The following is a 16,056-nucleotide window of genomic DNA, read 5'->3' as shown; positions in this document are numbered from 1 at the left end:
CAGAATCTCCCGCCGAAGGTTCGTCCGCGTGAGTGGCGCTACCATTGGACTTGCCTCCTGTGTTGGACTCACATCTGCTCGTGGGTCTACTGAGAAACGACAAAATCACATTGAGGCAAAAATCGATACTACGATTGAAAATGGTGTGAAGTACGTCGTCTCACTCGCTCGTAACAAGAAGACGGATGAGATTGATGGTGTAATCCTCCCGGTGTCCGTTGACGATCGTAAGGAGCAACCGCTGAAATTAGCATTTAACGACTCAGATTCGGATCTGTATGAGGTTTCAGATGATGTACTCGCACAAGTTCAGGAATCTGTTTTCGAAGCTAAGTCAGACACAATGGTGACTAAAGAGACAACTGAAAGACAAGACGTGGTCCAGACTGACATTTGGGGCCCTCTACGTGATATCGTACAGCGATCAGATCCCAGTCGCGGAGACATAGAAACGCAAGAAGAATCACTATTAGAAGATGTTGTAAAAGAAATCGCTGCCGGGACAAAAGATTCGATCAATCGAATTGGTGCGTACTACATTAAAAGTCCAGAAGGTACTGAGTGCGATGCCTCAGCAAACAGTAACCCGCACCGTCAATTGGGTGTCTCAATTGATTACGAAAAGAAATTAGGCGAGTTCACCGAGACAGCTGTTACTGGTGTATTGGGTGCTGTGCTTGGAGCCTTTCTTGCTGGTTTAGCTGGTGCTGCTCTTGGTGGCTTACTTGGCGCTATAGTTGGCTTTGGCATTAAGTATCTCAAAGACACAACTAACGTGACATTCGTCTATCGTGATATCGATAAATGTGCTCTCAGCGCCTGCTCGCCGTTCATGAAGCCACTCGTGAGTGGTATTTGGATGGACGAAGACACCGACCTACTTGAGGTTGATATCGGCCAAGCGGATCTTCCTGCAGTCCATCTTGAAAATGGTGCGCAGGTTGATGTGGGCTTTAGAGATGAGTTGAAGATCTCATCTTAATCGAGTCACGGAAACATACGAACAGCCAAACCTACTATCACAATATTGGTGACAGACCTGATGAAAGAGTTCTTAATGAAGATTAGAGATGAGGCAGACCAAGAGCTACAGCATCCCTTGCCAGGAATTATTCTCGTCGGCCTCGCCGCTGGATTAGGTGTGCTCCTCATGGGCAACCTAGTCAAATCAGTTCTGGGTGGTTCAAGTATTATCGCTGATTTTGCAGCGATTTTTGGAGCAGGTTTCTATGCTGCTGTTGCGTACTATGCTCTCGCAAAGATCGGGCTTTAACCGTTCAGGTAAGCCTTTTCTGAGGTGTAATGTTTCCTTGAGAGAATTTTAACCAACAAAACTTGGTCTTTTCAGGTCACAACGGGACACCAACGATAGACTCCTCTACCAACGAACACGGCCGAGCCAGCCGAAGCACTCACTGTCGCATTCCAGCTGAAAAGACCAAACTAATTCTGTTGGTTAAGGTAGTCGTATCACTCCCGAACTGAGGATACTTCATTGCTCAAAAACCAGCCGCTAATTTGAGATACTGATGCTTCTTGTTCTGAAGTTCAATCGTCGGCAGTATACGCACCGCTTCGGTGCTCGATTCGATGGACCTCGAGGATTGACTCGTCGTAGTCCAAGACACAAGCCAGACGATACTGTCCGATACGGAGTTTCGAGAATGGCCCACCAGTTAACGGCTCAACAAAGTCGTCAGGATCTCGCCACTCTGAGTCGACAATCTCGTCGAGCTTTGAGAGGATCCGGTCTTGAACGTGCGTATCGAGCCCTTTGAATTGGTTCGCAGCGCGTGGTGAGAACTTCCACGTCCAGTCTTCCTCACTCACCATCCGTGTCTCGATCCATCATTTCGAGGACTTCGTCTCGCGAGACTAAATCTGATTCACCGGACCGGAGGTCGTGTTCGCTCGCTGCGATTTGCTTCCATCCTTCTCGCGAAAATTCGGGATGTTTGATGGCGTCACGAGCAGCGTAGCGAAGGAATTCGCTCCGTGAGTTGAACCCCTGTTCTTCCCACGTTGCGTCGATGTCTTCGAGGAAGGCTTTGCTTAGCCGGAGGTTTATTTGCACCATCTCTGGGCCGTTATTGCTGGACCCTGTATCAGCATCGGGCATATACGTGTGCTATGCGTCCGTGTAGACATAAGCTTTCTCCGAAGAACTACCTGATTGCCTTGATCGAATTCTCGGTGTCGTCGAAAGATTGGTCTGTACGTATCCACATCCTGATAGCGTAATTGTCTAACCATGGACACGGATCTCAACCAACAGGTAAAACAAATCGCCAAAGCGCGGGGCTTCACCGGGTCGGAGATCCTCGAACAAGCGTTGGAACGCGGTGTCGAAGATCTCTGGGTTGACCTCGTTCTCTCGAGATACATCGACGACGAAATCGACCGCGAGACCGCAATCAACCTTGTCGGTCGAGACTGCGTCAAGCGAGCAGAGCAAGAGGTACAGGCTATCGGAGACGACGTTCGGTGGGGACTGAATGCGTGATCCTCGCGGTTGCTGATGCGGGCCCTATTGTAATCACAGAGACCGCCACATGAAAAGACCGTGTTCTTACTACTGTCCTCTCGGGCACGCTTGTCCGCCAGTTCCTTGAACTGGTCATCTCGAAGGACCGTTCCAGCTCTGTACTCGATGCTATCCTAGTGGACGGTGACGTACTAAACGCAAGACCTCGATGCGCACCGTTGGAAGAAAAGAATACGAGATCGGTACGTAACCCAGAGGTCCGCGTGTGGCTCACATCGTACACACGAAAACGACTAAGTGAGTTGGCTCACAATGTACACATCATGAGCACCGAGAAGAAGCGCGTGCAGTTTCGGGCCCCCAATCGGCTCATCGATCGGGCGGATGCACTCGCTGCAGTCCTTGGGGAAGACCGAACAGACGTCCTCGTGACCGCGCTTCGGGAGTACCTCCAAGACGCCGCTCACGACGACAAACTCGTCCAGGAGATTGCCGCCGCCTACTACGACGACGAGATTACCTTCGAGCAACTCAAAGCGCTCGTCGGCGCCGAAGAGGCGGCCAACCTCCGCGTGTTGAAACAACAGTTAGACGAGGACTTCATCGACGAGGTTGCCGACGTATAGATGGCGCAGCTTATCGCAGACGCCTCCGCCCTCGTGAGTCTCGGGATCGTTACTGGCGACGAGCCCGATCCACTCGCACTTTGTCTTTCACAGTACGAGGTCGTCGTCCCAACGGCGGTCATCGATGAACTCCGTGAGATTGCCTCCTACGATGACGTCCACGGGCACGCTGCGTCCGCCGTCCTCGACCAAACGGATTCATTCACAACACAGTCGGTTGAGCTTGATGCGGAGTTTCCGCTCGATGACGGTGAGAACGCGGCGGTCACCCTCGCAAACGAACTCGATGCCGCGCTCTTCCTCTGTGACGAGTTCAACCAACTTGGTTTGATCCACGCCTCACTCGCTGATACCCGACTCGTCACGACGCCGACGCTGCTCTCGGTGTTCGTTCGAACTGAACAGCTCTCAGCTGCTGATGCGCGCCTACTCCTCGATGACATCAGCGACGCTCGTAGCTGGGGTGCGAACAGCTACGTGCAACGCGCTCGCTCGTTGCTCAACGAGCCCTAATTCTCCGGGCTTCAACTGTACTGAAATATCTCTCTCGCGTCGAACCACGAGCGCTACGGGGCGAGCAACGATTCGAGCCGATCCCGAAGGGCGTCCCTGTGGACCGTCTCGGTCGCGACCTCCGCCTCGCCGGTTCCCATCTCCTTGAACCCCGTTCCGGTCGGCACGAGGACGACAGACTCATCAGCGGCGATATCGCCACGCTCCGCGAGGCGTGACACGCCTGCTAGCGTCGTCGCGGACGCCGGCTCGACGCAGAACCCGCCGTTGACGGCGAACTGGCGCTGAGCGGTCCGTATCTCGTCGTCAGTAACGGAGACGACGGCGCCGTCAGTATCGCGAACCGCGGCGAGCGCACGAGCGCCGCTCGGCGGGTCCGGGTTCCCAATCGAGTGAGCGATGGTGTCGCCGGTCTCGTCGGGTGACAGCGGCGTCGGCTCCGTCTCCCCGGCCTCGAACGCCCGCGTTAGCGGGTCGGCTGTCGCGGTCTGGATGAGATACAGGCGCGGCGGCTCCGCGATCAGTCCCGCGCGCTTGAGGTCCCGGATTCCGAGCCAGATCCCCGAAGCGAATCCACCGGAGCTCGCCGGTAGCGCGATCACGTCGGGCGCCGCCGGGGCGAGCGACTCGTAGATCTCGAATAGTGCCGTTTTGTACCCGCTGATGCGGGTGGGCACGTCGCTCACGAGCACGTCGATTGGGAGGCGCTTGGACAGCTCAAGCGCGTCCCCGTACAGCTTCCCGTAGTCGCCGGCGACCTGTACGATGGTCGGCTCGTACTGAGCGATGAGCTCCAGCCGCACTGACGAGGTCTGCTCCGGAACGAACACGACGCACTCTCGATCGAGGCTCGCGGCGTGGGCAGCGGTGCTGATCGCCATGTTACCGTACGAGACCGTGCCGACGACGTCGCCACCGGTCGCGACGGTGTGTGGAACGGCCACCGCGCTCCCGCGGTCCTTGTACGCACCAGTTGGATTCTCACCCTCGTCTTTGACGAACACCCGAGCGCCCGCGGCGTCGTCGAGTCCGGGGCTCCTGACGAGGGGCGTGCCGCCCGCGGCCCGCGCGACACCCTCGGGGCGATCAATTGGCAACAGCGCTTCGTACCGCCACATCCCACCCCGGTCTCGACAGTCGGCCCACGAGAATGCCGTCGGGTCCGTGTCAACCCAGAGTGCTTCCCCGCAGGCGCACCTGACCCGGGCGCCGTCGTCGTAGCGCTCTCCGCAACGGTAACAGCTCAACGAGAGAGACATAGCGATGCTGTGGTGGCCGGAGACATATGCGTTCGCTTGCGGTTTCGAACGCCCCGAGCCAAAACGCCCCGCTGGGCGACGTGGTCAGACGGACAGATGAGTACGTGATGGTCCGACCCGCTCGTCGCATTCCCCTTTCCTGTGAGTAGGGTTCATCGACGCCCTGCTCACTACGTTCACGGGATCTCCGCGTTGCACGCGACCAACCATCGGTTCAAAACTCGAGAGTCGGACTCAGATGAGACGTGGACGAGCCAACCGACCTAGGCGTGCTGGGATGGAGCAGTTCGCGACGGTCCCAGTCTCGAGTGGGGTCAGTGCTTGGCGTCGATTAACCAACAGCCTGCACGGAGAGCTGAGAATTGTTGGTTAATTCCATAATCGCCTGCAAGCCCACACTTTCACTCAATTTTTCGACAGAGCCATCACCACCGTTGGAATCTCGTGAACGTCGATTAGTTCAGGTAAATTCGACGACGTAGATTTCTGCCTACACAACTGATAACACGATACAAACAAACGATAATAATAGATGTCTGAGCAACTAGTCGACACGCTCGAAGTAGACGAATTCACACTCGGCCTCGTTGGGCCTGAACAAGAGTGGGCGGGGTCTGTCCGCGACGGTGGTACCGTCAAGACACACACCCCCGCTGGGTGTTGGGGGCCGATGATTACACCGACCTTCCGCGGTGGTCACGAAGTGACACGGCCAATTTACGTCGAAAATGCCGAACCAGGTGACGCGCTCGTCGTCCGGATCAAGGATATCGAAGTCACGAGTATCGCGACGAGTACCGGGAGTATGGCGGAACGAGAGGGTGCGTTTGGTGACGACCCCTTCGTCGACCACCGCTGTCCCGAATGTGGGACACCATGGCCAGAGACAGTCGTCGAAGGGACAGGTGAAGGGGCGATTCGATGTGTGGAGTGTGGTGAGAACGCGTCCTCGTTCGGATTCGAGTATGGCTATACTGTCGTCTTCGACGACGACCGAACTGTCGGCATTACCGTTGGTGCCGACGGTGCTCACCAACTAGCTGAACACGCCGACGAAGCAATGGCGCTTCCTGAGAACTCTCGGCAGCACCCAATTCTTCTGTACGAACCTGATGAGATGCCGGGGGCACTTGGTCGACTCCGTCCGTTCATCGGCAACATCGGGACGACGCCATCCATCGAACTCCCGGACTCACACAATGCGGGAGACTTCGGTCAGTTCCTCATCGGTGCGGGACACGACTGGGGGCTCCCGGACGAAGAGGCACTCGAAGCACGAACTGACGGTCACCTCGATTCGAACGAGGTGCGGCCCGGTGCAGTTCTCATCTGTCCTGTTCGGGTCGAAGGGGCCGGCCTGTACGTTGGTGACCTCCACGCCAACCAGGGCGATGGGGAACTGTCGCTTCACACGACGGACGTGAGTGGGAAAACTGAACTTGAGGTTGAAGTTATCAAAGACCTCGACCTCCCGGGGCCACTCTTGCTGCCGAACGAGGAAGATCTCCCGCACATCGCAAAACCCTACACCGACGCCGAGCGGGACACTGGGGCAGCACTCGCAGACGAGTACGACGTTGAAACGCTTCACGATGCTCTGCCGGTCCAGCTCATCGGTTCGGGAGCCACGATTAACGATGCGACCGAAAATGCCTTCGACAGAGCGAGTTCCCTATTCGGAATCAGTGAAGGAGAAGTTCGTTCTCGTTGTACGTTCACTGGCGGCGTCGAAATTGCTCGCTTGCCGGGTGTGGTCCAACTATCGATGCTCGTCCCGATAGAACTCCTCGACGAAGTGGGCCTGACAGAGACGGTCCGCGAACAGTACGGGGCGTAGTCAGCCACCGCGCATCGCTGGGAACAGTTTCACCTGTTCTCCATCTGGGAGCGGGTCGTCCAACGTGGCTTTGTGTTCTCCAACCATCACCCGAACACTGGGTCGGATGGTGCCGTCGTCGTCAGCGAGGTGTGTCGCAGTCTTCGGATGTTCGTCCACGAACGCTGTGAGCAGATCGTTGACTGTCTCACCGCTCGGAGATACTTCGACCGTCTTTTCGCCAGTTACAGACCGGAGCGGACCGTAGACCGTGATTTCCATACTGTATCCAAGGGTCGTTAGTACAAATTAGTTAACTCGGCTCTGTTGAAATCCTTCAGCGTTGACATTGAGAAGAGCGACTCTTCCCACCGGTTTTTGTCGATCCGGTGAGAAACTAGCCACTCAGCAAATCGCCAGATGTGAAGAGGGTTTCAACAGAGCCATTTATTACTATCACAGCTGTTGGCATTTTTCGTGCATCTTGACAGAACTCGGATTCGCCGACTTGCAGAACGGCTCGACGAGGAGGGTGTCGTCAACCGACATCGTCGAGAGACACGATCGGAATTCGAACTCGTCTATTCTGTGTCGATTCCACCCTCCATGGAAGACTTAGATACGGTCTTCAAACGCGTGATTCAGGCCCGCTCTCAACCTCTGAGCCACAAAGCGTACGAAACACTCGTGGCCAACATCGACCCCGCCTCAGTTCTCTCCTTGGACAGCCGAGACGAAGCGTTTCGTCGACTATATGAGCAGAAACACATCGGTCAGAAGATCGCCAATGAGTACCTTCGCATTGCCGTTGACGTCCTCAATGTGAATCCCGACTGGCGCGATGACCTCCACGTCGCCCTCGATACGAATATCCTACAGGCACTCGTGAAGACTGGCGGAATTCGGATTGACTCCTCGGAAGCAAATCGGTCCGTCGGACGTCTCGTCAACATGGATCCAGATGCTGATCCGAACAAGCTCATCGGGTACACCGATCTCCAAGACGCATTCCAAGATGCAGCGGCTCACATCGATCAGCCTCGTATCGTCTTTGACGAACTGTGGACCGAACACCGTTCGTTCATTGCGGACCCACTTCTCCGTCCACAGAGCATATTCGCCGACTTACTGATCGAGGAATATCTCTAGTGCGGAGCTGTTGCTGTGTCACGGAGTTGGTTTCTGTTGCTGTCTGATCGTGGTGATACCTCCCTCGCCGCCACTGCCGCTCACTCCGTACCGCTCTGTGTGCTGTGAGGGTTTGTCCACGCCTGAGAGGCCGAGGCGCGTAGATTCGCGCCAACGTGATTCCCATGCCCGACGAACGCGTTCTCGTCCACGAGCCAAGCGACAAGGCATTCGACTCGATTCTCCAACTCGCAGTCTTCTATCGAGGCTGGACCGCCGCTCGCGACGCCGGCGAAGGAGAGCAGTAATGCAACAGACACTTGCTGGCTGTGCCTTCTGTGACGCACCGTCGCGTCACCGAATACGTCGTTTCCTGACCAACGGGTCCGAACGCATGCTCGTTTCGTACCGGAGGATCGGATACATGTTTTCTCCCCTTGGATTGGACATGCCGTGGACCCACCCACACGGTTTAGGCGCCTGCCAATCGAGTTTGACGTATGGAATGTCCGGACTGTGGTGAGCCGTACGTCTCTCGAGAGGTCGGCCCCGGGCGGCCGCCATCGACGCCCCTTGCCAACGCAATTCTCGATACCGAACAGGGCGAGGAAGTTATTCTCCACCGGCAGTGTTGGACGTGTGGGTGGAGCGAGGACCGCCACATCGAGGTGGCCGCAATCGAGACGGAGCACGGCGACCCAGAAATCGTCGATCGTCAGCAACGGCTAAGCGAACTCGTGGGGTTGCTTGAGGGAACTGAGGATACTGAGACACTCGAATCGGTCCTCCAGTACGTCCGTCAGCAACAGTCTGAGGGCGGTTCGGTACCACCGTCACTGGAGTAGGACCCGTGACGGAGACCACAAAATGTCCGGACGCAACACCGACAGCTCCTGTCCAACCACCGGAGTGACTGAGGCTTTATATGACACAGGCACGTGGCTCATGATGATGAGAACCGTTGAGTCAGCAGACATCGACGATTCCCTTCCGCTCGAGACACTTCGAGCGATTTTTCAGGAGCATTCGGTGCAGTGTGCACTCCTCTTCGGTTCCCACGCCACGGAAACGACACATCCAACGAGTGATATCGATATCGCAGTGGAACTTGAGACGGTCGACCGTGAGGACCCCGCGTACAACGATGCGTTTTTCGGCCTCAGTGCGGATCTGAGCGACGCACTCGGAACGGACGACGTAGACCTCGTCGACATCCACACACTCTCACCACGCGTTGCTACGTCAGTCTTCGAAGAGAGAGTTCTGCTTGTCGGCGATGTGGCCCATGCCGAGGACCGCCAGCGGCGAGTGACTGACACATCATCGACCGACAAATCTCCACGTGAGCGCTTCGACAGTGCACTCGCAAAGATTGATGACCATCTCGGTGGTTCTGCCGTCACAGCAACCGATGGGCATGACGATGAGCGATGACTGACGACGTGTTCCCAGCAGACCGCCTTAATCGTATTCTCGTTGCTGTTGAGACAATTGACGAGAGTCTTGGGACACTCGCTCGCAAGCAACAGCTCACTCGAGAGGAGTACAAACACGACCCGGATACGCAAGATATCGTCGAACGTCGGTTCGTGAAAATGACAGAGGCAGCGATCGATATTGGTGAAGAGATTCTTCAAGCGCTCCGGCCCCTCGTCCACGAGCACTACGATTTCGAGGAGGCTGGGGTAGGGCTCGGTGAGTTGGACATCGGCAACGGCACTGACGAAACGTGAGCCGGCTCCACATCGCCGACACCGGCCTGTTCGTCGCGATGGGCCAGCCCTCGAACAGCCGCTACCAGGCTGTTCGGCAATTCGCCCGCCGAAACGACATCACCTTCGTCCTGCCGGAACGGGTGTACGAGGAGCTGACCGTCGACGACCCCGACATTGAAGCCCTGCCTGTCGACGACGCAATCGACGAGGGGTGGGCGACGGTTGCGGCGCCACTCGAGTTCTCCGAGCCGATCGTCAGGGAGTCCGTTGACCTCGACCGCGTGCCGGACGGCTACGAAGCGATGGATGAGCGAGAGGCAGTGAAGACTATAGTGCAAGTCGATCTACAACACCCTGTTAAGCGATAACAATGAGTTCATGGCCAGAAGACGAACTGACCGAGATTGCTGAGTCCGATGACCTGCACGTTGCACCGTTCCGTGAGGACGGCGAAACCTACGGCACACCGACGCGGATCTGGAGCGTCGCTGTAGATGGCAATCTCTATGTGCGCGCCTACAACGGTCAGGATTCGAGTTGGTACCAGGCTGCCGTTCGGGAAAACGCTGGGCTAATCGAGGTGGCCGGCATGACGAAGGACGTCTCGTTTGAGTCGGTAACAGACGAGGCGCTGAACGACCGTATTGACGAATCCTACCGCGCGAAGTACCAGGGAAGCCAGTACCTCGACTCGATGATCAGCGAGCGTGCCCGGTCCTCGACGATCCGAGTCCTCCCGAGAGATATCTTCGATCGGCTGAAAGCCGGTGAGCCGGTCCCGATGGACGACCCAGGGTATCAGAAGATCTCCGAGGAAGTAAATAGAACAATAGGCTTGAAGAGGAAGCTGAATACAGCGACAGACGTAGACGAGATACGGCACTATGTAGGAGAGATAATTGGCGAAGAAGTCGACGAGAGCACGACGATTTTCCCGCCGTTTCACATCAACGTTGGAAAGCATACCAGCGTGGGACGCAACGTTTTCATCAATCACGCCTGCTCATTTCTGGACCTGGGAGGCATCACCATCGAAGATGAGGTCATGATCAGTTCGATGGTAACGATTACGTCCGAAGGTCACCCGGTGGATGTGGATCGTCGAAAGACGCTGGTGCCGGGGGAGGTCGTTGTCGAACGCAACGCGTGGATCGGTGCCGGTGCGACGATACTGCCCGACGTAACGATCGGTGAAAATTCGGTCGTAGCCGCCGGTGCCGTAGTAACGAAAGACGTGCCTGCCAACACCGTCGTCGCGGGAGTGCCGGCAGAAGTCGTTCGGGAACTGTAGAAGGAACCTGATAGTGATTTCGTGAAGAAGGGGAGCATGAGTTCAAATACCATAACGAGGGAAGCCATTCACAAGAGAGGACGGACCACTACTCTGATTTTGAGGAACACGACCACTTGGCGAATTAGCCCACGTTCCTGATGACGAGCTTTATCCACGGGGGAACGCTGGACGAGCAGAGCGAAAGGAAGAGCTCGGATCGTATCCTGATCGAGTGAGATCGACGCGAAGCGAATGTTCCTCGTACAGTACGTCGATTCCTGCGAACCGTACCAAGTGTCGGTTCTGCCTCACAAACCATCTCGGTGGAACCCGCGACGATAGTCGCACTCCGAATACAGAGGGGACGCGACTCCACGTCGTCCATCTGCTCGTCGAAACGTCGGCGACGTCAAGGCCGTCGCGTCGGGCCGTTTCAGTCGTCTTCGTCGGCTGTCGTCTCGGTCTCTAAGTCGGCTGAAACGGGGGACAGACCGTGGGCGAGTGCCTCGCCCGACGCCGTCTCAAAGAGGTGGACGTTCCCCCGGTCTATCACGACTTCGACGTCCGTGTCTTCTCGAATCGTCGAGTCGGGGTCAACACTCATCAGCAGCTGGTCATCGGCTCTCGACTGGTCCATCGATGTGCGGCGTTCACCCAACAGCATGTACGCGAATATCTCGTCGCCCATCGGTTCGAGAATATCGACACGCGTGGAGATGAGCGAAGAGGGGTCTTCCACTTCGACGCGCGTTCCGCCGGGATAGATATCTTCGGGACGAATCCCGACAGTCACCTCGTCGCCCACGTCCACAGCCTCGACAGACGCCGGATCGAACGCGAGCGAGAAGTACGCCGTCGAAAGTGAGTTTTCTGTGACCGTCGCCTCGGCGAAGTTCATCGACGGCGAGCCGATGAAGCCCGCGACGAACAGGTTCGCCGGCTCGTTGTAACAGACGAGCGGCGGGTCGATCTGCTGGAGTTGTCCGGAGTCGAGGACGGCGATACGGTCCGAAAGCGTCATCGCTTCCTCTTGGTCGTGGGTGACGTAGATGATGGTCGTGTCCAGTTCCTTGTGGAGGCGCTGGAGTTCGGTCCGCATGTGGACCTTGAGCTTCGCGTCGAGGTTCGCGAGCGGCTCGTCCATGAGAAAGACATCGGGCTCACGGACGATGGCGCGGGCGATGGCGACGCGCTGTCGCTGCCCGCCGGACATCTCGTCGGGCATGCGTTCGAGCATTCCCTGCAACTGGACGATTTCGGCGGCGCGTTCGACGCGGCGCTCGATTTCCTCCTTGTCGTAGTTGCGGAGGCGGAGCCCGAAGGAGATGTTGTCGTACACGTCCATGTGGGGAAACAGCGCGATGTTCTGGAACACCATCGCCACCCCACGGTCCTTCGGTGGGAGGTTCGTTACCTTGCGGTCGCCGATGTGGATTTCGCCCTCACTCGGCTTCGTAAGTCCAGCGATGCTTTCCATCGTCGTCGACTTCCCACAACCCGACGGGCCGACAAAGCAGATGAATTCGCCGTGGTCGATGTCGAGGTTCATGTCATCGACCGCCGTTACGTCGTCGTAGTGCTTGCTTACGTGTTCGAGTCGTAGTCGTGCCATTGTTATTCTTTAAGTGCTCCTGCGGTTAGTCCGCTGACAATGCGTTCCTGTGCGATGATGACGAGGGCGACGACCGGGATGACCCCGACAACACTCGCTGCGGCCATGAGGTTGTACTGCGTCGTGTACTGGGTCTGGTAGCTGAGAATCCCGCCGACGATTGGCGACCACTTGGACGCTTCGGGCGAAGTCGCCATAATCGAGCTGAAAAAGTACTCGTTGTAGACGCTGATGAACGTGAGGACGCCCGCGGTCGCCACGCCGGGTGCTGAAAGCGGCACGATGACGCGGAATAGCGCGCCCAGTCGGGTCGTTCCCTCCACCCGTGCCGCGTCCTCCAACCCGTCGGGAATCTGTCCGTAGAAGGTCGTGAGGATGAATATCGACAGCGGCAGGAACAGCGCGCTAAATGGCATGACCATCGACCCCGGGGTGTTCAGCAGTCGGGGCGGTGTGAATAGCGGGATCCCTACGAACGGAATCGTTATCGGAGCGTTCCCGGCGAACGCCTGAAACAGCGGGATGACGAACGCTGCCGGCGGGAAGTAACTGATGGCGAGGATACCGAGCATCAACAGCGCGCGCCCGGGGAACTCAATCCGTCCGAACACGTAACCTGCGAGGCTTGCGACGACGAGGACGATAACCGTCGTCGTGGCAGCTAGCACGAAGCTATTCAGCACGTACAGATGGAACGGAACCTGCTCGAAGACGGTAACGAACGCTGTCGGATTGAATCCCTTCGGAACGGGGAGCGGAAACGTACCGCTGACGCCGAACAGCTCGACAGTTGGGAGGAAACTCCCGGAAAGAAGATTCTCTTGAGGTGTCACCGCGAGGACGAGTAACCAGTAGAATGGGAATACTGTCGTGACCATGAAAAACGCCATCGCGACGTAGAACAACGCTCGGTACACGCGTCGTGGGTTATGGATCGCATTCCGCGCCCACCGTGCGAGCGGCCCGGTGTCGTCTGACGTATCCTCGGTTTCGCTGGACATTATATCGCGTCCTCCCCCTGCCACAGGATGATTCCCATCACGACGACGCCGATGATGGCCGCTGTCACGAACGCGATGGCGGCCGACGTCCCCTCGTGCGTGTTGAACGTCGAGACGACCATACAGGAGAGCGAGGGGACTACGGTGCAGCTCGAGACAGTATCGATGATACCGTACACGCGCATCGCCTGCACCGAGCGGAATAACACCGCAACCCCGATGGTCGGCAGGATGAGCGGGAGCGTGATGTATCTGAACTGCTGCCACTTGCTCGCACCGGCGACGCGGGCCACGTCGTACAGGCTGCGATTGATGCTCTGGAGTCCGGCAAGGATGAGTAGTGCCATGAACGCGGAGGTCTTCCAGATGTCGGCGACGATAATGATGAACGTCGCGCTGACCGTGTCGTTCAGTGTGTTGGTCGGCGCCACTACCCCGAGGTCGGCGAGCATCGGCGTCGCGAACCCGACGTTCGAGTCGAACATTAAGAAGAACATCATCCCCTGGATGACGATTGGGACGGCCCACGGAATGATAATCGCCGCACGGACCCACCGTCGGCCGTAGAAGTCTTGGTCTAAGACGAGCGCTTGCCCCAGTCCGATGAGGGTCTCGAACAATACGCTGGCCACGGCGAAGATGAGGGTGATTACGAGGGCGCTATCGAGGAGACTCGCGGCGTCGAACCCGGTCGGGAGGAACGTCGTCCCGCCGGGGAGGAACCGGTTTTTCTCCCCGGTGAAGAGCGCGACGTAGTTGTCGAGACCGACGAAGCGGACACTAGAGAGGTCGGTCGAGACGGCGTACAGTGACAGCTCGAACGTCCGTAAGAGCGGGTAGATGGCTACGATACCGAGCAGGACGAATACCGGGGTCAACAGCAGGTACGCGTACTGCGTGTCGCTCAGGTTCTCCAGCCACCGCAAGAAGCCGACGACTGGTCCCGCCCGTCGTGACTCACGTGCCGGTTCCGCAGCCGTATCGGCGCTCATACTATCCCTCCGAGAGGTGTGGAACTCATGGTTTGATCTGTTGAGTGTGGAACTCTCAGCTCGTTAGTTGCTACTCTCAGTCTCTTCGAGGCTGGACTGGAGCGTTGCCATCGCCTCGGACGAAGCCACCTCTTGTCCGACCGCGCGATTAGCCTGCTCCGCGATCTTGCTCGATTGGTTGTTCCAGACCGACGTAACTGGTCGAGCCATCGTGTTCTCACCGGCGACGCGGAGCGTGTCCATGTAGTCGCCGGCCGGTTCGAGCTCCGCAGCCGTCTCGGAGTTAAACAGGCTCGCCCGCGGCGGTAGCCACCCCTCGATCTCCAGAAGGAACAGCTGGAACTCCTCGCGCATCGACGCTTGGATGACCTGTGTGACAGCGTCGAGCTTCTGGCTGTTCGGGTTGACAGTGATGTGCCAGCCACCGAGTGCGGAGGTGGACCCACCGGTTCCGGGGAACTGCGCCTCGCTTTCGGGGACGCCATAGGGAAGCGGCATCGTCCCGAGGTCGTCACCGAACTCCGACGCTGCTTGATTAATCGCGTACGGCCAGTTTCGGTGGAACACGGCATTCCCGTCGACGAACGGTGCGAGCGAACTGTCTTCGATCCACCCGAGGATGTTCGTCGGCGTAAAGCCGCCGCCGTAGTCGCTGAATTGCCCGTCGAAGCTCTCGTCGTGGACGAACTTTCGCATCATGTTTAACGAGTTGACGACCGGGTCCGAGTCGACGGTGACGGGTCGTTCGCCGACGGGGCCGAATAGGTTCTCGCGACCACCGAAGTAGGCGCCGCCCCACGAAGACAGCACCTCGTTGAAAGTACAACACGCGGTGCCAACGTAGATATCCCACTGGGTAGTAAAGCCGTAATCGACGCCCGAGACATCCTGTGTCTCGGCGGCGATGTTCGACCACCGCTTCCACGTCATCGGCTCGGTGGCCCAGTTCTCTTCGGTCGGATTGTAACCCGCCTCTTCGACGAGGTCTTTCCGGTACAACATCGTCGGGTAGTCGGGGTACAGCGGAACACCGAACAGATCCCCGCTGGCGGGGTCGATGGCCGTCTCGGTGAACCCGCCGAAGTACTCGCTTTCGATGGTCGAAAGCGCACTCTCGGGGAGCACCTCCGAGAGGTTAGCGAGTTGTCCTCGCTGGATGAAGATGTTCACCCAGCCGTTGTCCATCATGAACATATCCGGCGTCGTCTCCTGAGAGCTCAAGAGCCGGTTGTACGTCGCCCGACGCTTCCCGCTGTCCGGCTGGCCCGGCTGAAACTCGACGCGGATGTCGTCCGACAGCCCTCCTTTCTCGTGTAGCGCCGTGCGGAGCTGGTCCGCGTGGTCCTGTGCGACAGTCGCGTCAAAGCCCCAGACGACGGTTGTTCCGCCGCTTTCAGACTCACCGACCTGTGCACCGGTGTCGGAGCCGTTGCCAAACATACTCGCACAGCCGGAGAGGCCCGCTGTGGCCCCCGTCGCACCAGCAGCGGTGATAAACCGCCGTCGTGAGACGCTCTTCGTCGTCTTGCTCGTCTCTGGGTTCGTTGTCATCGTCCGAATTGTTCATCAAAATAGGGCCACTTATACTTTAGGGATTAGCTTTGAGATATCACAAGAACTTTATCTGAACTCTGTG

Annotated in this window: 20 protein-coding genes and 1 pseudogene; 13 read left to right on the top strand and 8 right to left on the bottom strand. The window is 57.6% G+C overall.

The window, feature by feature from the left end:
* The first annotated feature begins 28 nt into the window (after positions 1 to 28).
* Together DVK03_RS18435 and DVK03_RS18430 are read left to right on the top strand one after the other, a co-directional pair.
* Positions 29 to 982 (top strand): hypothetical protein, encoded by a 954-nt coding sequence (locus tag DVK03_RS18435; protein WP_233521818.1) that lies wholly within the window; start codon positions 29 to 31, stop codon positions 980 to 982.
* A gap of 60 nt (positions 983 to 1,042) precedes the next feature.
* Positions 1,043 to 1,273, top strand: coding sequence for a hypothetical protein (locus DVK03_RS18430; RefSeq protein ID WP_049914852.1), 231 nt, complete (start codon positions 1,043 to 1,045; stop codon positions 1,271 to 1,273).
* Between the two features lie 275 nt (positions 1,274 to 1,548).
* Here DVK03_RS18430 and DVK03_RS18425 read toward each other — a convergent pair whose 3' ends face one another.
* Both DVK03_RS18425 and DVK03_RS18420 read right to left on the bottom strand, forming a co-directional pair.
* Entirely contained in the window at positions 1,549 to 1,833 is a 285-nt protein-coding gene (locus DVK03_RS18425) for a type II toxin-antitoxin system RelE/ParE family toxin (RefSeq protein WP_115803469.1), read from the bottom strand.
* Entirely contained in the window at positions 1,823 to 2,119 is a 297-nt protein-coding gene (locus DVK03_RS18420) for a ribbon-helix-helix domain-containing protein (protein WP_115803468.1), read from the bottom strand. The genes DVK03_RS18425 and DVK03_RS18420 overlap by 11 nt, the downstream gene beginning before the upstream one ends.
* Positions 2,120 to 2,251: 132 nt before the next feature.
* Here DVK03_RS18420 and DVK03_RS18415 point away from each other — a divergent pair, with 132 nt between their 5' ends.
* The 3 genes from DVK03_RS18415 to DVK03_RS18405 all read left to right on the top strand — a co-directional run bounded on the left by DVK03_RS18415 (position 2,252) and on the right by DVK03_RS18405 (position 3,624).
* Complete coding sequence (locus DVK03_RS18415; RefSeq protein ID WP_115803467.1) at positions 2,252 to 2,503, top strand: hypothetical protein; 252 nt, start codon at positions 2,252 to 2,254, stop codon at positions 2,501 to 2,503.
* A 305-nt stretch (positions 2,504 to 2,808) separates the two neighbouring features.
* Positions 2,809 to 3,111, top strand: a complete 303-nt coding sequence (locus DVK03_RS18410; RefSeq protein WP_058567097.1) for a hypothetical protein — start codon at positions 2,809 to 2,811, stop codon at positions 3,109 to 3,111.
* Entirely contained in the window at positions 3,112 to 3,624 is a 513-nt protein-coding gene (locus tag DVK03_RS18405) for a hypothetical protein (RefSeq protein ID WP_115803466.1), read from the top strand.
* A gap of 53 nt (positions 3,625 to 3,677) precedes the next feature.
* Here the strand turns inward: DVK03_RS18405 and DVK03_RS18400 are convergent, their stop codons facing one another.
* Positions 3,678 to 4,883, bottom strand: coding sequence for a threonine synthase (locus DVK03_RS18400; protein ID WP_369333265.1), 1,206 nt, complete (start codon positions 4,881 to 4,883; stop codon positions 3,678 to 3,680).
* Between the two features lie 532 nt (positions 4,884 to 5,415).
* On the opposite strand from DVK03_RS18400, the gene DVK03_RS18395 reads away from it, so the two are divergent.
* Positions 5,416 to 6,720, top strand: coding sequence for an acetamidase/formamidase family protein (locus DVK03_RS18395; RefSeq protein ID WP_115803465.1), 1,305 nt, complete (start codon positions 5,416 to 5,418; stop codon positions 6,718 to 6,720).
* On the opposite strand, the gene DVK03_RS18390 is transcribed toward DVK03_RS18395, so the two are convergent.
* Positions 6,721 to 6,981 (bottom strand): ubiquitin-like small modifier protein 1, encoded by a 261-nt coding sequence (locus tag DVK03_RS18390; RefSeq protein ID WP_004061463.1) that lies wholly within the window; start codon positions 6,979 to 6,981, stop codon positions 6,721 to 6,723.
* 195 nt (positions 6,982 to 7,176) lie between these two features.
* On the opposite strand from DVK03_RS18390, the gene DVK03_RS18385 reads away from it, so the two are divergent.
* The 7 genes and pseudogenes from DVK03_RS18385 (at position 7,177) to DVK03_RS18355 (ending at position 10,833) form a co-directional block, all read left to right on the top strand.
* On the top strand, positions 7,177 to 7,848 hold the full coding sequence (locus tag DVK03_RS18385) for a hypothetical protein (RefSeq protein WP_233521816.1): 672 nt from the start codon (positions 7,177 to 7,179) through the stop codon (positions 7,846 to 7,848).
* A 164-nt stretch (positions 7,849 to 8,012) separates the two neighbouring features.
* The gene (locus DVK03_RS20460) at positions 8,013 to 8,135 is read left to right on the top strand and encodes a hypothetical protein (RefSeq protein ID WP_004061459.1); all 123 of its coding nucleotides are present in this window, start codon (positions 8,013 to 8,015) and stop codon (positions 8,133 to 8,135) included.
* 192 nt (positions 8,136 to 8,327) lie between these two features.
* Positions 8,328 to 8,672, top strand: a complete 345-nt coding sequence (locus tag DVK03_RS18375) for a hypothetical protein (RefSeq protein ID WP_115803462.1) — start codon at positions 8,328 to 8,330, stop codon at positions 8,670 to 8,672.
* Between the two features lie 106 nt (positions 8,673 to 8,778).
* The gene (locus DVK03_RS18370; RefSeq protein WP_199506002.1) at positions 8,779 to 9,261 is read left to right on the top strand and encodes a nucleotidyltransferase family protein; all 483 of its coding nucleotides are present in this window, start codon (positions 8,779 to 8,781) and stop codon (positions 9,259 to 9,261) included.
* Positions 9,258 to 9,560, top strand: a complete 303-nt coding sequence (locus DVK03_RS18365; RefSeq protein WP_004061453.1) for a HepT-like ribonuclease domain-containing protein — start codon at positions 9,258 to 9,260, stop codon at positions 9,558 to 9,560. Before DVK03_RS18370 ends, DVK03_RS18365 begins: the two co-directional genes overlap by 4 nt.
* Positions 9,557 to 9,814: pseudogene (locus tag DVK03_RS18360) on the top strand (hypothetical protein); the annotation flags it as partial. The gene DVK03_RS18365 and the pseudogene DVK03_RS18360, both read left to right, overlap by 4 nt.
* Positions 9,815 to 9,912: 98 nt before the next feature.
* Positions 9,913 to 10,833, top strand: coding sequence for a DUF2255 family protein (locus tag DVK03_RS18355; protein WP_115803460.1), 921 nt, complete (start codon positions 9,913 to 9,915; stop codon positions 10,831 to 10,833).
* 415 nt (positions 10,834 to 11,248) lie between these two features.
* On the opposite strand, the gene DVK03_RS18345 is transcribed toward DVK03_RS18355, so the two are convergent.
* The 4 genes from DVK03_RS18345 to DVK03_RS18330 all read right to left on the bottom strand — a co-directional run bounded on the left by DVK03_RS18345 (position 11,249) and on the right by DVK03_RS18330 (position 15,971).
* The gene (locus DVK03_RS18345; RefSeq protein ID WP_115803459.1) at positions 11,249 to 12,427 is read right to left on the bottom strand and encodes an ABC transporter ATP-binding protein; all 1,179 of its coding nucleotides are present in this window, start codon (positions 12,425 to 12,427) and stop codon (positions 11,249 to 11,251) included.
* A 2-nt stretch (positions 12,428 to 12,429) separates the two neighbouring features.
* Positions 12,430 to 13,428 carry a carbohydrate ABC transporter permease gene (locus DVK03_RS18340; protein WP_115803458.1) on the bottom strand — a complete coding sequence of 333 codons (999 nt, stop codon included), beginning with the start codon at positions 13,426 to 13,428 and terminating at the stop codon, positions 12,430 to 12,432.
* Positions 13,428 to 14,420, bottom strand: coding sequence for a carbohydrate ABC transporter permease (locus tag DVK03_RS18335; protein WP_115803457.1), 993 nt, complete (start codon positions 14,418 to 14,420; stop codon positions 13,428 to 13,430). Before DVK03_RS18335 ends, DVK03_RS18340 begins: the two co-directional genes overlap by 1 nt.
* A 63-nt stretch (positions 14,421 to 14,483) precedes the next feature.
* Entirely contained in the window at positions 14,484 to 15,971 is a 1,488-nt protein-coding gene (locus tag DVK03_RS18330; RefSeq protein WP_115803456.1) for an extracellular solute-binding protein, read from the bottom strand.
* Positions 15,972 to 16,056: the final 85 nt, after the last annotated feature.

This window comes from Haloferax sp. Atlit-109R, assembly GCF_003665865.1.
GTDB lineage: Archaea > Halobacteriota > Halobacteria > Halobacteriales > Haloferacaceae > Haloferax > Haloferax volcanii.
Note: the sequence above shows the minus strand (reverse complement) of the source record. Positions and strands in the feature narration are given on the sequence as shown.

Excerpts from the sequence above, each read along its gene's own strand:
- DVK03_RS18430 (WP_049914852.1), top strand. The coding sequence starts at position 1,043 with ATGAAAGAGTTCTTAATGAAGATTAGAGATGAGGCAGACCAAGAGCTA.
- DVK03_RS18425 (WP_115803469.1), bottom strand. The coding sequence starts at position 1,833 with ATGGTGAGTGAGGAAGACTGGACGTGGAAGTTCTCACCACGCGCTGCG.
- DVK03_RS18420 (WP_115803468.1), bottom strand. The coding sequence starts at position 2,119 with ATGCCCGATGCTGATACAGGGTCCAGCAATAACGGCCCAGAGATGGTG.
- DVK03_RS18415 (WP_115803467.1), top strand. The coding sequence starts at position 2,252 with ATGGACACGGATCTCAACCAACAGGTAAAACAAATCGCCAAAGCGCGG.
- DVK03_RS18410 (WP_058567097.1), top strand. The coding sequence starts at position 2,809 with ATGAGCACCGAGAAGAAGCGCGTGCAGTTTCGGGCCCCCAATCGGCTC.
- DVK03_RS18405 (WP_115803466.1), top strand. The coding sequence starts at position 3,112 with ATGGCGCAGCTTATCGCAGACGCCTCCGCCCTCGTGAGTCTCGGGATC.
- DVK03_RS18400 (WP_369333265.1), bottom strand. The coding sequence starts at position 4,883 with ATGTCTCTCTCGTTGAGCTGTTACCGTTGCGGAGAGCGCTACGACGAC.
- DVK03_RS18395 (WP_115803465.1), top strand. The coding sequence starts at position 5,416 with ATGTCTGAGCAACTAGTCGACACGCTCGAAGTAGACGAATTCACACTC.
- DVK03_RS18390 (WP_004061463.1), bottom strand. The coding sequence starts at position 6,981 with ATGGAAATCACGGTCTACGGTCCGCTCCGGTCTGTAACTGGCGAAAAG.
- DVK03_RS20460 (WP_004061459.1), top strand. The coding sequence starts at position 8,013 with ATGCCCGACGAACGCGTTCTCGTCCACGAGCCAAGCGACAAGGCATTC.
- DVK03_RS18375 (WP_115803462.1), top strand. The coding sequence starts at position 8,328 with ATGGAATGTCCGGACTGTGGTGAGCCGTACGTCTCTCGAGAGGTCGGC.
- DVK03_RS18370 (WP_199506002.1), top strand. The coding sequence starts at position 8,779 with ATGAGAACCGTTGAGTCAGCAGACATCGACGATTCCCTTCCGCTCGAG.
- DVK03_RS18365 (WP_004061453.1), top strand. The coding sequence starts at position 9,258 with ATGACTGACGACGTGTTCCCAGCAGACCGCCTTAATCGTATTCTCGTT.
- DVK03_RS18355 (WP_115803460.1), top strand. The coding sequence starts at position 9,913 with ATGAGTTCATGGCCAGAAGACGAACTGACCGAGATTGCTGAGTCCGAT.
- DVK03_RS18345 (WP_115803459.1), bottom strand. The coding sequence starts at position 12,427 with ATGGCACGACTACGACTCGAACACGTAAGCAAGCACTACGACGACGTA.
- DVK03_RS18340 (WP_115803458.1), bottom strand. The coding sequence starts at position 13,428 with ATGTCCAGCGAAACCGAGGATACGTCAGACGACACCGGGCCGCTCGCA.
- DVK03_RS18335 (WP_115803457.1), bottom strand. The coding sequence starts at position 14,420 with ATGAGCGCCGATACGGCTGCGGAACCGGCACGTGAGTCACGACGGGCG.
- DVK03_RS18330 (WP_115803456.1), bottom strand. The coding sequence starts at position 15,971 with ATGACAACGAACCCAGAGACGAGCAAGACGACGAAGAGCGTCTCACGA.